We start from the raw sequence: 15,777 nt of genomic DNA on the forward strand, positions 1-15,777 counted from the left end.
TATATAATTTGCCAGTTTAGGGATTTTAGACCCTGTAGACTAAGAAGGTTAGGTTTTAACGCGTTACATGCATCTTATCCGAGGTAGCCATAACATACGTCCCGAACATCAGGGATGTGTCTTGACCATAGGTAACTTTGATGGTGTCCATCTAGGGCATCAGACGGTCTTGAAGCAAGTACAACAAAAAGCTGAAGCGCTTGGTCTTCCGGCTGTGGTGATGACTTTTGAACCACAGCCTTTAGAGCTATTCTTGCAAAGCAAGGCGCCGGCTAGGCTGACTCGTTTGCGCGATAAATATGTGCAGTTGAGTAAGCTCAATCTTGAACGTCTTCTTTGTGTGAATTTTAGTCAACGCTTTGCGGGGCTTCCACCGGAACAGTTTATTAAAGATCTGCTGGTGGATAAGCTTGGTGTTAAGTTTCTCGTGGTAGGTGATGACTTTCGCTTTGGACGTAAGCGACAAGGTGACTTTTCTATGCTGCAACAAGCAGGAAAAGAGTATGGATTTGAGGTTGTGAGTACTGAAAGTTTCTGTTTGAACACAGAAAGGGTCAGTAGCACAGCAATTCGTGAGGCTTTAGGGCAAGACGAACTAACACAAGCCAAATCCATGCTAGGCCGACATTACAGTATTAGTGGACGTGTTTCGCACGGTCGTAAGCTAGGAAGAACCATAGGTTTTCCTACCGCTAACATCCCATTAAAACGTACCGTGTCACCTGTCTCTGGCGTTTATGTCGTTGAAGCTAACATTGATGGAAAAATGGTTGGTGGCGTTGCCAATGTCGGTCAAAGACCTACGGTAAACGGCGTACGACAACAACTCGAAGTTCATTTTTTTGAACTAGCAAAAGATTTATACGGCAAACAATTAGAAGTTTGCTTATTACACAAGTTGCGAGAAGAAGTGAAATTTCCTTCCTTCGAAGCACTTAAAACTCAAATAGAATTAGATGCTGAGGCAGCTCGGGTGTGGTTGCAGCAGCACAGGGAAGCATTGACTTAACGACGGATGTTACGTTTAACCGCGTAATAGAAAGTACAACAAGTGTATGTTTACCAAAATATCTAACTTCGCCCAATATTACGGAAATAAGAATCGATGACTGACTATAAAGATACCCTGAACCTCCCAGAAACAGGGTTTCCAATGCGCGGTAATCTGGCGAACCGTGAACCAGAAATGCTTAAGCGTTGGTATAAAGAAGATCTTTACGGTGCTATCCGTGAAGCTAAAAAAGGCAATAAGCCTTTTGTTTTGCACGATGGCCCTCCATACGCAAATGGTGACATCCACATTGGTCACGCGCTAAATAAGATTCTTAAAGACATTATTATTAAATCTAAGACCCTTTCTGGCTATGACGCGCCGTATATCCCAGGTTGGGATTGTCACGGTCTTCCAATCGAATTGATGGTTGAGAAGAAAAAAGGCAAGCCGGGTCATAAGATCTCTGCGGCTGAATTCCGTGAAGAGTGTCGTAAGTACGCTGCCGGTCAAGTTGAAGGTCAGAAAGAGAGCTTCAAGCGTCTTGGTATTATGGGCGAGTGGGACAAACCTTACCGCACAATGGATTTTGGCACAGAAGCCAACATCATTCGTGCACTAGGCAAAATTGCTGACAAAGGCCACCTACTAAAAGGCTTTAAACCGGTTCACTGGTGTACTGACTGTGGAAGTGCATTAGCGGAAGCGGAAGTTGAATACAAAAACAAAGTTTCACCATCAATTGATGTGAAATTTAAAGCGGCTGATGAAGCGGCGGTATTAAGTAAATTCTCACTGACTGGCGACAACGCAGGTGAAGGTGATATCTCAGTAGTTATCTGGACAACAACTCCTTGGACACTGCCTGCAAACCGCGCGGTTTGTCTACGTGATGATCTTGAGTATGTTCTTGTTCAAATCGAAGGTGAGCAACCACAACGTTTGATCCTTGCCTCTGATCTTGCAAAAGAAGTGATGGATCGTGTTGGCGTTGAAAACTATCGCAACCTTGGCTTCGCGACAGGTGCCGATTTAGAACTGCTTAACTTCCAACATCCGTTCTACGACTTTACTGTACCGGCTGTATTGGGCGACCACGTAACCACTGAGTCTGGTACTGGTATCGTTCACACCGCACCGGGTCACGGTCAAGAAGATTTTGTGGTAGGCCAAAAATATGACTTAGAAATTGCTAACCCAGTAGGTTCTAATGGTGTGTATCTACCTGATACCGAACTGTTTGCAGGTCAACACGTATTTAAAGCTAATGATGTAGTAGTAGAAACTCTAAAAGAAAAAGGTGCGCTATTACACCATCACGCTTACGAGCACAGCTACCCACATTGCTGGCGTCACAAAACACCGATTATTTTCCGCGCGACTCCACAGTGGTTTATCTCTATGGATCAAGCGGGTCTGCGTGCCAATGCATTGCAAGCAATTAAAGGTGTTGAGTGGATGCCTGAGTGGGGTCAAAGCCGCATCGAAGGTATGGTTGAAGGTCGCCCTGAGTGGTGTATCTCTCGTCAACGTACTTGGGGCGTGCCAATCACTTTGTTTGTACACAAAGAGACAGCTGAGCTGCACCCTAATACTCAAGAGATCATTGAAAAAGTTGCTAAGCTGGTTGAAGAAAAAGGCATTCAAGCATGGTGGGATGTTGATGCAGCTGAGCTACTAGGCGAAGAAGACGCAGCCAACTACGAGAAAACACTCGATACACTTGATGTATGGTTTGATTCTGGTGTAACACACTACTCAGTTGTTGATGCTCGTGAAGAGTTCCACGGCGCAAGTGCTGATCTGTATCTAGAAGGTTCTGACCAACACCGTGGCTGGTTCCAATCATCGCTTATCTCATCCATTGCCATGAAAGATAAAGCCCCGTACAAGCAAGTGCTTACACACGGCTTCGTAGTCGATGGACAAGGCCGTAAAATGTCTAAGTCTATCGGTAACGTAGTGGCGCCTAAAGACGTGACTAATAAGCTGGGTGCTGACATCTTGCGTCTATGGGTATCTTCTACCGATTACACTGGCGAAGTTGCCGTATCTGATGAAATCCTAAAACGCAGTGCTGACGCATACCGTCGTATTCGTAACACCGCTCGTTTCTTCCTAGCAAACCTAAACGGCTTCAACCCTGAAACTGATTTAGTACCTGCTGACGAAATGGTGGCATTGGATCGCTGGGCTGTAGGTCGTGCACAAGAAGCGCAACAAGAAATTGTGAAAGCATACGAAGAGTACAACACGCATGCGGTTACTCAGCGCTTAATGCAATTCTGTTCAATCGAAATGGGTTCTTTCTACCTAGACGTGATTAAAGACCGTCAGTACACAGCGAAGCAGGGCAGCCATGCTCAACGTAGCTGTCAAACTGCGCTTTACTACATCGTAGAAGGTCTGGTTCGTTGGATGGCTCCTATTATGTCTTTCACTGCCGATGAAATCTGGAACCAAATGCCGGGTAAACGCGATACGTTCGTCTTTACTGGTGAGTGGTTCGATGGTCTATTTGGTCTTGCAGAAGGCGAAGAACTGAATAACGAATTCTGGAGTGAAATTCAGCATGTTCGTGCTTCAGTGAACAAACTGCTTGAAGAAGCTCGTAAAGAGAAGTTAATCGGTGGCGCACTACAAGCTGAAGTGACGCTTTATGCTGATGATGCTCTAGCGGCTAAGTTGAACAAACTGGGTGATGAACTGCGTTTCATTATGCTGACTTCTCGCGCGGACGTGGTTGCTCTATCAGAGAAACCGGCCACAGCACACGAGACAGAAATCGACGGTTTGTTTGTTCAAGTTAATGCAACTGAGCTAGAAAAATGTGACCGTTGTTGGCACCACACTGCAGATGTAGGCACTATTGAAGGCCATGAAACTATCTGTGGTCGTTGTGTGTCTAATGTGGAAGGCGAAGGCGAGGTTCGTAAGTTTGCCTAATATGAATCTGTTTAAACAGACTGGGTTACGCTGGCTATGGCTAGCGGCCCTTATTTTTATTGTTGATATAGCAATAAAATTAGTGGTCATGAACAGCATGGGGTATGGCTGGGCAAATCGCATTGAGGTTTTGCCTTTCTTTAACTTGCTCTATGTACATAACTACGGTGCGGCGTTTAGCTTCCTTGGCGATCAAAGCGGTTGGCAACGATGGCTCTTTACCGGTATTGCAATTGCAGTATGCGGTATGTTGACTCTTTGGATGCGCAAACTGCCGAAAACTGAAAAGTGGAACAACATTGCTTATGCCCTCATTATTGGTGGCGCACTAGGTAATGTATTCGACCGTGTTATTCATGGCTTTGTCGTGGACTATCTTGATTTCTTTGTTGGCAATTACCATTGGCCAGCATTTAACCTAGCGGACAGTGCAATTTGTATTGGCGCCGCAATGGTTATTTTAGATAGCTTTATTAATAATAAATCCAATTCTGTTGAATCTACACAGAAGTAATTGTGGTAAAACCAGTGTTCGATAAGTGAACACTTAGCTGTGGTTGGTGTAATTTTTGCTTGTCACCGCTACAAGGTTTCGCTACTATTGCGTCCGCCCTATAAAGGGCGCGCTAGCTTTGTTGTAATCTAATGAAAATCACGATTATGACGCGCTGGCTCAACAATTTGGAACATAGGTGGAAAGATGTTTGAAACAACTCTACTTGTGATTTACCTGTTGGCTGCGCTTGGTGTGATTGGCCTAGTTCTGATTCAACAAGGTAAAGGCGCAGATATGGGAGCCTCATTCGGTGCAGGTGCATCAAATACAGTATTTGGTGCTGGCGGCTCTGGTAACTTTTTAACCCGAATGACTGCATTTTTTGCATTTATTTTTATCGTTGTTTGTCTGATTCTTGGTCGTATGTCTACACATAAAGCCGATTCACAATGGGTTGCACCTGCAGAAGGTCAAACCATTCAGAAAACTGACGATGTAGTGAAGGAAGTTCCAGCCCAAAAGGGTGAAGAAATTCCTGAATAAGTTGTAATGCTTATTGCCGAGATGGTGAAATTGGTAGACACGCCAGCATGAGGTGCTGGTGCCTTTGGTGTGAGGGTTCGAGTCCCTCTCTCGGCACCATATATTGTTTGAAAATCAATCTATTGAACGTATAATGTTCGATAGTCGGACGCGGGGTGGAGCAGCTTGGTAGCTCGTCGGGCTCATAACCCGAAGGTCGTTGGTTCAAATCCAGCCCCCGCAACCAATTTGCAACTGATATTGCTTATCGATTTAATTCGATGCTAAACATCAGTTTGTGAGTCTGAATTTCAAACATCATAACTGAATTTTTTCGGTTATGAGCTAAGCTTTCCTTAGCTTAGTGATATCAGGGTCCAGCAGCATAAAACCCCGACACTATCGGGGTTTTTTGTTATCTGCGGTTTATCACTGCGGATGTGTGCTTGGTAAATGAAATGGGCTTTATGCCCTTTTTTTGTTTCTGGAGTGGTTGAATAATGACTGGTTTAGAAAGACAACTAACTGAGATGCTTGAAGCGCCGGTAGAGGCTTTAGGTTATGAGTTAGTTGGACTTGAGTTTATTCGCGCAGGCGAATATTCGACATTACGCATTTTTATCGACAGTGAGAACGGTATTAATGTTGACGATTGTGCTGAAGTAAGCCACCAAGTGAGTGCAGTAATGGATGTAGAAGATCCAATTTCTGTTGCTTATAACCTTGAAGTGTCTTCACCAGGACTTGAGCGACCGCTTTTCAAAGCCGCACACTATGAGCAGTTTGTGGGCCAAGAGGTCAGTATTGTATTGAAGATGGGTATTGAGAATCGCCGCAAATGGAAAGGCGTTATCAAAGGTGTCGATGGTGAGTTAGTCACTGTTGAAACTGACAACCAAGACAACGAGTTTGCTATTAGCAACATCTCAAAAGCCAATCTGATCCCTAAGTTTTAAGTCTATTTAAAGAGGCTATAAGAATGAATAAAGAAATTTTAGCTGTAGTTGAAGCGGTTTCAAACGAAAAAGCTGTTCCTCGCGAGCGTATTTTTGAAGCGCTAGAAATTGCCCTTGCAACTGCGACAAAGAAAAAGTACGAGATGGAAATCGAAGTACGTGTTGAGATCGATCGCAAGAGCGGTGACTTCGAGACTTTCCGTCGCTGGGAAGTGGTAACTGAAGTTGAAAATCCAACATTGGAAATGTCAATTGAAGCAGCACAGTTCGACGATGAAACCCTAGATTTAGGTGATTTCGTTGAAGATGAAATCGATTCGGTTAAATTTGACCGTATTACTGTGCAAACTGCTAAGCAAGTTATCGTGCAGAAAGTTCGCGAAGCAGAGCGTGAGCAAATCGTTGAACAGTTTATTGATAACGAAGGTGAGCTAATCACTGGTGTTGTTAAGAAAGTAAATCGTGAAACAGTGGTTTTAGATCTGGGTAATAACGCTGAAGGTGTTATTCTTCGTGATGACCAGCTTCCTCGTGAAAACTTCCGTCCGGGTGACCGTGTACGTGGTCTTCTTTATTCTGTTCGCCCTGAAGCGCGTGGTTTCCAGCTATTCATTACTCGCTCTAAGCCTGAAATGCTAACTGAACTATTCCGCATCGAAGTGCCAGAAATCGCTGAAGATATCATTGAGCTTAAAGCAGCAGCTCGCGATCCTGGTTCTCGTGCAAAAATCGCAGTGAAAACAAACGATCGTCGTATCGACCCAGTAGGTGCATGTGTAGGTATGCGTGGTGCACGTGTACAAGCTGTCTCTGGTGAGTTAGGTAACGAGCGCATCGATATCATCCTATACGATGATAACCCTGCACAATTTGTTATCAACGCAATGGCTCCTGCTGATGTGGCATCTATCATCGTTGATGAAGATACACACTCTATGGATATCGCTGTTGAAGCTGATAACCTAGCGCAAGCTATTGGCCGTAGTGGTCAAAACGTACGTTTAGCATCACAACTGACTGGTTGGGAACTGAACGTAATGACTGTAGAAGATCTACAGAAAAAGCACGAAGCAGAATCAACTGAAGCAATTGAAAACTTCAAAAAGCATCTAGACCTAGAGCAAGATTTTGCAGAAATGCTAGTAGAAGAAGGCTTCTCTACTCTTGAAGAAGTGGCATACGTGCCAATGAACGAGTTGTTAGAAATTGATGGCCTTGATGAAGACCTAGTAGAAGAATTACGTAGTCGAGCTAAAAATGCACTTACTACTCTTGCCCTAGCGCAAGAAGAGACATTTGAAGGCTTACAGCCAGCTGATGATTTATTAGCATTAGAAGGCTTAGAGCGCGAAATGGCGTTCAAACTAGCGGCTAAAGGTGTTGTGACGCTAGAAGATCTTGCTGACCAAGGCACAGATGATATTGAAGGAATCGACGATTTAACAGAAGAACGTGCTGGTGAACTTATCATGGCTGCACGTAACATTTGTTGGTTCGGTGACGAAGAATAATCCGGCACGGAGGTAGCGGCATGACAAAACTTACAGTTAAAGCCCTGAGTGAAGAAATTGGTACGCCGGTTGAGCGCTTAATTGAACAATTAACAGATGCGGGTTTTAAAAAGAACCCTAACGACAATGTATCTGACGAAGAAAAGCAGACATTGTTGTCACACCTGAAAAAAGAACATGGTGATACGTCTGGCGAGTCTGAACCAACCCGCCTAACTTTACAACGTAAGAAACGTAGCACACTAAGTGTTGCAGCAGGCGGCGGTAAGAGCAAGGATGTAACCGTAGAAGTACGCAAAAAGCGTACCTACGTGAAACGTAGCTCTGTTGAAGAGCAAGCTCGTCTTGAAGCTGAGGAAAAAGCACGCCTAGAAGCAGAAGCTGCAGCGAAACAGGAAGCGGAAGAAAAAGCAAAACGTGATGCTGAAGAAAAAGCACAACGTGAAGCGGAAGCAAAAGCAAAACGCGAAGCTGCTGCTAAAGCAAAAGCTGAATCAAAAGAAGCTCCACAACCAGACTCTGAAGAGCGTAAAGTGAAAGATCAAGCAGCGAAAGATGCGGCTGACTTAAAACGTCGCCAAGAAGAAGAAGCCAAACGTAAAGCAGAACAAGAAGCGGAAAAACTTCTTGAAGATGCTCGTAAGCTTGCAGAAGAAAATGCAGAACGTTGGGCAAAAGAAGAACAAAGCAAGAAAACTGAAACCACAGATTATCACGTAACAACTTCAACTTACGCTCGTGAAGCTGAAGATGCTGCTGACCGTCGTGCAGATGGTGGCGGTGCTCGTAAGAAGAAAAAGAAAAAGCCAGCTGATGCTAACGCTAATGCAAACGCTCGCGGTGGTCGTAACCAACGTGGTCGTGGTCGTAAAGGCAAGCTAGCTAAACCAACTTCTATGCAGCAAGGCTTTGATAAAACAGCCACTGTTGCGAAAGCAGACGTTGTTATCGGCGAAACGGTTGTTGTTTCTGAACTGGCTAGCAAAATGTCAGTGAAAGCAACAGAAGTTATCAAAGTAATGATGAAGATGGGCGCTATGGCGACTATCAACCAAGTTATCGACCAAGAAACTGCAGCGCTAGTTGCAGAAGAAATGGGTCACAAAGTCGTTCTTCGTAAAGAGAACGAACTTGAAGAAGCAGTACTGTCTGATCGTGATAGCTCACTTGAAGCTGTGCCTCGTGCTCCTGTTGTTACTATCATGGGTCACGTTGACCACGGTAAAACATCAACACTGGATTACATTCGTAAAGCGCACGTTGCTGACGCTGAAGCGGGTGGTATTACTCAGCATATCGGTGCTTACCACGTTGAAACTGACAACGGTATGATCACTTTCCTTGATACTCCTGGACACGCAGCGTTTACCGCAATGCGTGCTCGTGGTGCTCAAGCGACAGATATCGTAGTACTAGTAGTAGCGGCAGACGATGGCGTAATGCCACAAACAATCGAAGCTATCCAGCACGCAAAAGCGGCTGAAGTACCATTGATTGTTGCTGTGAACAAGATTGATAAAGAGGGTGCAAACCCAGACAACGTTAAGAATGAGCTAGCTCAATACGATGTTATCCCTGAAGAGTGGGGCGGTGAGAACATGTTTGTTCACATCTCTGCGAAACAAGGTACTAACATTGACGCTCTACTAGAAACTATCCTTCTACAATCTGAAGTTCTTGAACTTACAGCAGTAGCAGAAGGCATGGCATCTGGTGTAGTTGTAGAATCTCGCCTAGATAAAGGTCGTGGTCCTGTTGCAACTGTTCTGGTTCGTTCTGGTACTCTTCACAAAGGTGATATCCTTCTTTGTGGTCAAGAATACGGCCGTGTTCGTGCAATGCGCGATGAAAACGGTAAAGAAATCACAGAAGCGGGTCCTTCTATCCCTGTAGAAATCATCGGTCTATCTGGTGTTCCTGCGTCAGGTGATGAAGCAACAGTAGTACGTGATGAGCGTAAAGCGCGTGAAGTTGCGAACTACCGTCAAGGTAAATTCCGTGAAGTTAAACTGGCTCGTCAGCAGAAATCTAAACTAGAGAACATGTTCTCTAACATGACTGCTGGTGAAGTTGCTGAGCTTAACGTTGTGCTTAAAGCTGACGTACAGGGTTCTGTTGAAGCTATCGCTGATTCACTACGTAAACTGTCTACTGACGAAGTTAAAGTTAACATCGTAGGTTCAGGCGTAGGTGGTATCACTGAAACTGACGCAGTACTTGCAGCAGCATCTAACGCTATCATTCTTGGCTTTAACGTTCGTGCTGATGCCTCTGCACGTCGCGCTATCGAGAATGAAAACCTAGACCTTCGTTACTACTCAATCATTTACCAATTGATTGACGAAGTGAAACAAGCGATGGGCGGTATGCTTGCTCCTGAATTCAAGCAAGAGATCATTGGTCTTGCTGAAGTTCGTGACGTATTTAAGTCTCCTAAACTTGGCGCTATCGCTGGTTGTATGGTTACTGAAGGCGTGATTAAGCGTAGCAACCCAATCCGCGTACTTCGTGAAAACGTTGTAATCTACGAAGGTGAGCTAGAATCTCTACGCCGCTTCAAAGATGACGTACAAGAAGTTAAGAATGGCTACGAGTGTGGTATCGGCGTTAAGAACTACAATGATGTTCGCGTTGGTGACCAAATCGAAGTATTCGAAATTGTTGAAATCCAGCGTACGCTAGACTAATCAACATGTTGACTAAAATCACCTTCGAATCTAGCTTTGAAGGTGATGGTTGTTGAATACACCATGAGGGGCTTATGCCCCTCATTATTTTTTCTAAAGTGAGAAAAGAAATGTCAAAAGAATTTAGCCGCACACAACGTGTGTCGCAACAACTACAAAAAGAACTGGCTGTTCTACTACAGCGTGAAGTTCGTGATTCTCGTATCGGAATGGTGACCATTTCTGATGTGGAAGTGTCGCGTGATTTAGCCGTTGCAAAAGTGTTTGTAACCTTCTTCTGTGTGGGCGATCAAACTCCTGAATCTAGCCTAGAAGCGCTTAAAGAGCACGAAGTTGAGATCCGCATGATGCTAGGTAAGCGCATTCGCCTTCGCCTAACTCCAGAAGTTCGCTTTGTGTATGACAACACACTTGTTGAAGGTATGCGTATGTCTAACCTTGTGAGTGAAGTTGTGTCTAAAGATGAGCAGAAAAAAGCACAGTCAGGTCGCGAGGACGAAGAGTAATGGCAAGACGTCGTAAAGGTCGTCCAGTCAACGGCGTCGTTCTGCTGGATAAGCCTACGGGCATCTCTTCTAATAGCGCGTTGCAACGAGTAAAGCGTATCTTCTTTGCTGAAAAAGCAGGTCATACTGGTGCGCTTGATCCTCTAGCAACCGGTATGCTGCCTATTTGTTTAGGTGAAGCGACCAAGTTTTCGCAGTTTTTATTAGATTCTGATAAGCGCTATCGCACCATTGCTAAACTGGGTCAGCGTACCAACACCTCTGATTCAGACGGTGAAGTAGTTGAGACTCGCCCTGTTGCGGTGACCAAAGAGCAAATCCTTGACGCTATCGCCTCTTTCCGTGGCACAACCGATCAAGTGCCATCTATGTTCTCTGCCTTAAAATATCAAGGCAAACCGTTGTACGAATACGCTCGCGCAGGTGTGGAAGTGCCGCGTGAATCTCGTCGCATTACTGTGTTTGAGATTGAGCTTATCCGTTTTGAAGGTGACGAAGTTGAATTAGAAGTACACTGCTCTAAAGGTACTTATATTCGTACAATCGTTGATGATCTTGGCGAGATGCTCGGTTGTGGAGCGCATGTGAGTTACCTTCGTCGTACTGGCGTCGCAAAATACCCGTACGAAAAAATGGTGACATTAGAACAGCTGCAAGAGTTGCTCGATAAAGCCAATGCCGAAGAGATCGCACCGAAAGAATTACTCGACGAGTTGCTACTCCCAATGGATACTGCGGTAGAAGACTTACCGGAAGTAAACTTGCTTCCTGAGTTGACTGATATGGTTCAGCATGGTCAGCCAGTACAAGTGTTTGGCGCACCAACTGAAGGTATTGTGCGCATGACTTCAGGTGAAGAAAGAACCTTTATCGGTATTGCCGACATCGATGATGATGGGCGTATTGCACCTAAGCGTTTAGTGGTTTTTAGAGACGAAGAGCAGAGCTAATAGCGGACGATAAAGTAAGCGTTAAGCTTTCATTAACTTGGCTCTTGCTTTACTCAAATCTTATCCGTATAATTCGCGCTTCGCGTAGCGGCTGAATCAGAGATTGGCGCTACAACTTTTAAACTTACTCTTATCAGGAGAGAATTATGTCTCTGAATGCAGAAACTAAAGCAGCAATCGTTGCAGAATACGCACAAGCTGAAGGCGATACAGGTTCACCAGAAGTTCAAGTAGCTCTACTTACAGCTTCTATCAACCACCTTCAAGGTCACTTTGCTAACCACAAACACGATCACCACAGCCGTCGTGGTCTTCTACGTATGGTTTCTCGTCGTCGTAAGCTTCTAGATTACCTTAAAGGTAAAAACCTAGCTCGCTACCAAGACCTAATCAAACGTCTAGGCCTACGTCGCTAATTAAGCGACTGCGCTAAGCAGTTTGAATGAAAAGGAGCCTATGGCTCCTTTTTTTGTATTTAAAATGGCTAAAAAAAGTCAAAAACCTATCCCAATCTATGGGATTGCATAGCTTTTTCTTCTCTAGATTACAAAATCTAACCCAAGTAGTTTATACTACGCCTCGTTATTTGTTTTTTCACAAATAATACCAATCACACTAAGTAAGTGATCAGAGCTAGCGCAGGAAAAATGCTCGAGAACAAGGCAGAATTTTTTGATAAGGTTATTCAATCAAAAATTCTAACGCCGTTATCGAGCATTTTAACAAGCTAGAATGACCAGTTATTTAGTACGATTGGTATAACTATCGATCCAAAATCATTACAGTCACAGATGTCGGCCACTAGGTCGCGACTATTACAAGTAGATTAAGGTGAAAGCTCAGTCTATTTTTACTAGTCGCGATTGGTAATGTTTTGGATTTTCACTAGATAATTCTATGGCGTAACGTCATGGAACAAGGAAACAAGAATGTTCGAAAAACCAGTTGTTAAGACTTTCCAGTACGGTAACCACACCGTTACTTTAGAAACAGGCGTAATCGCACGTCAAGCTACTGCAGCAGTAATGGCAACAATGAACGATACTTCTGTATTTGTATCAGTTGTCGCTAAGAAAGAAGCAGTAGAAGGCCAAGATTTCTTCCCTCTAACAGTAAACTACCAAGAGCGTACTTACGCTGCAGGTAAAATTCCTGGTGGTTTCTTCAAGCGTGAAGGTCGTCCTTCAGAAGGCGAAACACTAACGGCTCGTCTAATCGACCGTCCAATCCGTCCTCTATTCCCAGACGCGTTTAAAAACGAAGTTCAGGTTATCGCGACAGTAATGTCTGTAAACCCTGACGTTCAACCAGACATGGTGACTATGCTTGCAACTTCTGCGGCACTGTCTATCTCTGGTGTTCCTTTTAACGGTCCTATCGGTGCGGCACGTGTTGGTCATATTGATGGTGAGCTAGTGCTTAACCCTTCAATGACTGAACTTGAATCTTCTAAGCTAGATCTTGTTGTATCTGGTACTGAAGGCGCTGTTCTTATGGTTGAATCTCAAGCAGACAACCTAACAGAAGAAGAAATGCTAGCAGCTGTTGTTTACGGTCACGACCAACAACAAGTTGCTATCCAAGCAATCAACGAATTTGCAGCTGAAGTGGCTACTCCGTCTTGGGACTGGGAAGCACCTACTGAAAACACTGAGCTTAAAGCAAAAATTGCTGAGCTAGCTGAAGCTAAATTGACTGAAGCTTACCAAATCACTGAGAAAATGGCGCGCTATGACCGCATCCATGTTATCGCTGATGAAGTAAACGCGGCGCTACTTGCTGAAGACGCTGAACTGAATCCAAAAGAGATTCACACTATTTTCCACGACCTAGAAAAAACAGTTGTACGTGGCCGCATCATTGCTGGCAACCCACGTATCGATGGCCGTGAAAAAGACATGGTTCGTGCGCTAGACGTACGCACTGGCGTTCTTCCACGTACACACGGTTCTGCACTGTTCACTCGTGGTGAAACTCAGGCTATCGTTACTGCAACTCTTGGTACTCAACGTGATGCACAAATCATCGATGAGCTAACAGGCGAGCGTAAAGACAACTTCCTACTGCACTACAACTTCCCTCCATACTGTGTAGGTGAAACTGGTTTTGTTGGTTCTCCTAAGCGTCGTGAAATCGGCCACGGTAAACTGGCTAAGCGTGGTATTGCAGCGGTAATGCCTTCTGTTGAAGAATTCCCATACACAGTTCGCGTAGTATCAGAAATCACAGAATCTAACGGTTCTTCTTCTATGGCTTCTGTATGTGGTACTTCTCTTGCTCTTATGGATGCAGGTGTGCCAATCAAAGCGTCTGTTGCGGGTATCGCAATGGGTCTAGTTAAAGAAGGCGACGACTTTGTTGTTCTTTCTGACATCCTAGGCGACGAAGATCACCTTGGTGACATGGATTTTAAAGTAGCCGGTACTAACGACGGTATCACTGCATTGCAGATGGATATCAAAATCGAAGGTATCACTAAAGAGATCATGCAAATTGCTCTTAACCAAGCGCAAGGTGCACGTAAGCACATCCTATCTGTAATGGATAACGCTATCTCTGGTGCTCGTGAAGAGATTTCTCAATTCGCTCCACGTATCCACCAAATGAAGATCAACCCTGAGAAGATCCGTGACGTTATCGGTAAAGGCGGCGCAGTAATTCGTTCACTTTGTGAAGAAACTGGCACAACTATCGAAATCGAAGATGACGGTACAGTGAAAATTGCTGCAACTTCTGGTGAGCAAGCGCAAGATGCAATCGACCGCATCAAAGCACTGACTGCTGAAGTTGAAGTAGGTACTATCTACATGGGTAAAGTTGCTCGTCTAGCTGACTTCGGTGCATTCGTAACTATCCTTCCTGGTAAAGATGGTCTAGTACACATCTCTCAAATCGCTGACAAGCGTGTTGAGAAAGTATCTGACTACCTAACTGAAGGCCAAGAAGTTAAAGTTAAGGTTCTAGAAATCGACCGTCAAGGTCGTGTACGTCTAAGCATGAAGGAAGCGGTTGAAGCTCCTGCAGCAGATGACGCAGCACCAGCAGCTGAATAATATTGATTTTTAAGAAAAAATCGATAAATGCATAAATAAAGAGGAGCTTTTTAGCTCCTCTTTTTCTATGCTAAAGGAATCCCCATCGAATTCGATGGCTCACAGGGAGGTAGTATTTAGTGAAATGGTTTAGTGTGCTAATAGCAGGGCTAGTGCTGATTATGTCTGGCTGTTCAAGCATGGGCGGTAAAGATAAAGAATGGGCACCGCCACCAATGGCCGTCCCCTTACAGCCATCAATTCAACAAGAAGTGCAAATTGCTCGCGCTTCACAGTTACTGCTGCGCAGTGATATTACCGAAGAGCAAAGAGCTGAACTGCACTTACAACGCGGTGTGTACTACGACAGCTTAGGCTTACGTGAACTGGCTCGTTATGACTTTAATCAGAGCTTATCCATTAACCCCGCGCAAGCTGAGATATTTAATCTGCTTGGTGTGTACTTTACCCAGATAGGGCAGTATGACGCCGCTTACGAAGCATTTGATTCTACACTGGAGTTAGATCCTGGAAACCAATATGCAGAGCGTAACAGAGCGATTGCACTCTACTATGGGGATAGAATTGATTTAGCGCTGGATGATATGACCAAGCACTATGAGGATGATCCTAGCGATCCTTTCAGCGCTATGTGGTTGTACATCATCGAAATGAAGTCTGACCAACAGGATGCGCTAGCCAAACTTGAACAACGTTACGCTAAAAGAGATCAGCAATGGGGCTGGGCTTTAGTGGCAATGATGCTAAATAAAATCTCCAATGATGAAGTGATTTTAGACATAGCCTCTGGTGCCAAAGACAACGTCATGTTGGCGCAACGTCTAACAGAAACTTATTTCTATATGGCGAAGCGTTATCAATTAGCCGGCGAATATAACGAAGCTGTCAGTTTGTATAAATTGTCTTTGAGCTTTAACGTGTATGAATATGTTGAACATAGATACGCTTTCTTGGAGCTAGGTCGCATCTTTTCAGAGGTACGCGCTGAAAGGCAAGAGCAGTTAAAAGAAGAAAGCGAGAAAGAATAGTTTTAGTTTGAAGACTAAGCTAAAAAACTAAGCTTCAAAAAAACAAGCTCAATATGAAAATACCGCCCTCAATTCAAATTAATGAGGGCGGTATTTTTTATTTAAGCATTTTATTCTCTATTGAAGCTGAA

General features: G+C 44.3%; 12 protein-coding genes and 2 tRNA genes. All 14 read left to right on the plus strand.

Features of this window, described 5'->3' with window-relative positions; all coding sequences use genetic code 11:
• The first annotated feature begins 67 nt into the window (after positions 1-67).
• The 14 genes from ribF (at position 68) to nlpI (ending at position 15,646) form a co-directional block, all read left to right on the plus strand.
• The gene (gene ribF / locus OCU38_RS02535; protein WP_152822517.1) at positions 68-1,009 is read left to right on the plus strand and encodes a bifunctional riboflavin kinase/FAD synthetase; all 942 of its coding nucleotides are present in this window, start codon (positions 68-70) and stop codon (positions 1,007-1,009) included.
• Between the two features lie 96 nt (positions 1,010-1,105).
• A complete protein-coding gene (gene ileS, locus OCU38_RS02540) occupies positions 1,106-3,937 on the plus strand; it encodes an isoleucine--tRNA ligase (protein ID WP_152822520.1) in 2,832 nt (943 codons plus the stop codon).
• A 1-nt stretch (position 3,938) separates the two neighbouring features.
• A complete protein-coding gene (gene lspA / locus OCU38_RS02545) occupies positions 3,939-4,451 on the plus strand; it encodes a signal peptidase II (RefSeq protein ID WP_390625234.1) in 513 nt (170 codons plus the stop codon).
• A 186-nt stretch (positions 4,452-4,637) separates the two neighbouring features.
• Positions 4,638-4,976: a preprotein translocase subunit SecG gene (secG, locus tag OCU38_RS02550; RefSeq protein ID WP_261823638.1), complete on the plus strand. Its 339-nt coding sequence runs from the start codon at positions 4,638-4,640 to the stop codon at positions 4,974-4,976.
• A gap of 15 nt (positions 4,977-4,991) precedes the next feature.
• Positions 4,992-5,075, plus strand: a tRNA-Leu gene (locus OCU38_RS02555).
• A gap of 50 nt (positions 5,076-5,125) precedes the next feature.
• Positions 5,126-5,202, plus strand: a tRNA-Met gene (locus tag OCU38_RS02560).
• Positions 5,203-5,455: 253 nt separating this feature from the next.
• Positions 5,456-5,911 (plus strand): ribosome maturation factor RimP, encoded by a 456-nt coding sequence (gene rimP, locus OCU38_RS02565; RefSeq protein WP_021714878.1) that lies wholly within the window; start codon positions 5,456-5,458, stop codon positions 5,909-5,911.
• A 23-nt stretch (positions 5,912-5,934) separates the two neighbouring features.
• A complete protein-coding gene (gene nusA / locus OCU38_RS02570; protein WP_261823639.1) occupies positions 5,935-7,422 on the plus strand; it encodes a transcription termination factor NusA in 1,488 nt (495 codons plus the stop codon).
• A gap of 20 nt (positions 7,423-7,442) precedes the next feature.
• Entirely contained in the window at positions 7,443-10,109 is a 2,667-nt protein-coding gene (gene infB, locus OCU38_RS02575) for a translation initiation factor IF-2 (RefSeq protein ID WP_261823640.1), read from the plus strand.
• A 110-nt stretch (positions 10,110-10,219) separates the two neighbouring features.
• A complete protein-coding gene (gene rbfA / locus OCU38_RS02580) occupies positions 10,220-10,615 on the plus strand; it encodes a 30S ribosome-binding factor RbfA (protein WP_039970871.1) in 396 nt (131 codons plus the stop codon).
• On the plus strand, positions 10,615-11,565 hold the full coding sequence (truB, locus tag OCU38_RS02585; RefSeq protein ID WP_261823641.1) for a tRNA pseudouridine(55) synthase TruB: 951 nt from the start codon (positions 10,615-10,617) through the stop codon (positions 11,563-11,565). The genes rbfA and truB overlap by 1 nt, the downstream gene beginning before the upstream one ends.
• Before the next feature lie 146 nt (positions 11,566-11,711).
• A complete protein-coding gene (gene rpsO / locus OCU38_RS02590) occupies positions 11,712-11,981 on the plus strand; it encodes a 30S ribosomal protein S15 (RefSeq protein WP_021714883.1) in 270 nt (89 codons plus the stop codon).
• A gap of 513 nt (positions 11,982-12,494) precedes the next feature.
• The gene (pnp, locus tag OCU38_RS02595) at positions 12,495-14,618 is read left to right on the plus strand and encodes a polyribonucleotide nucleotidyltransferase (RefSeq protein WP_261823642.1); all 2,124 of its coding nucleotides are present in this window, start codon (positions 12,495-12,497) and stop codon (positions 14,616-14,618) included.
• A 119-nt stretch (positions 14,619-14,737) separates the two neighbouring features.
• A complete protein-coding gene (gene nlpI, locus OCU38_RS02600) occupies positions 14,738-15,646 on the plus strand; it encodes a lipoprotein NlpI (RefSeq protein WP_261823643.1) in 909 nt (302 codons plus the stop codon).
• The last annotated feature ends 131 nt before the right edge of the window (positions 15,647-15,777 follow it).

It is taken from the genome of Vibrio neonatus (assembly GCF_024346975.1).
GTDB lineage: Bacteria > Pseudomonadota > Gammaproteobacteria > Enterobacterales > Vibrionaceae > Vibrio > Vibrio neonatus.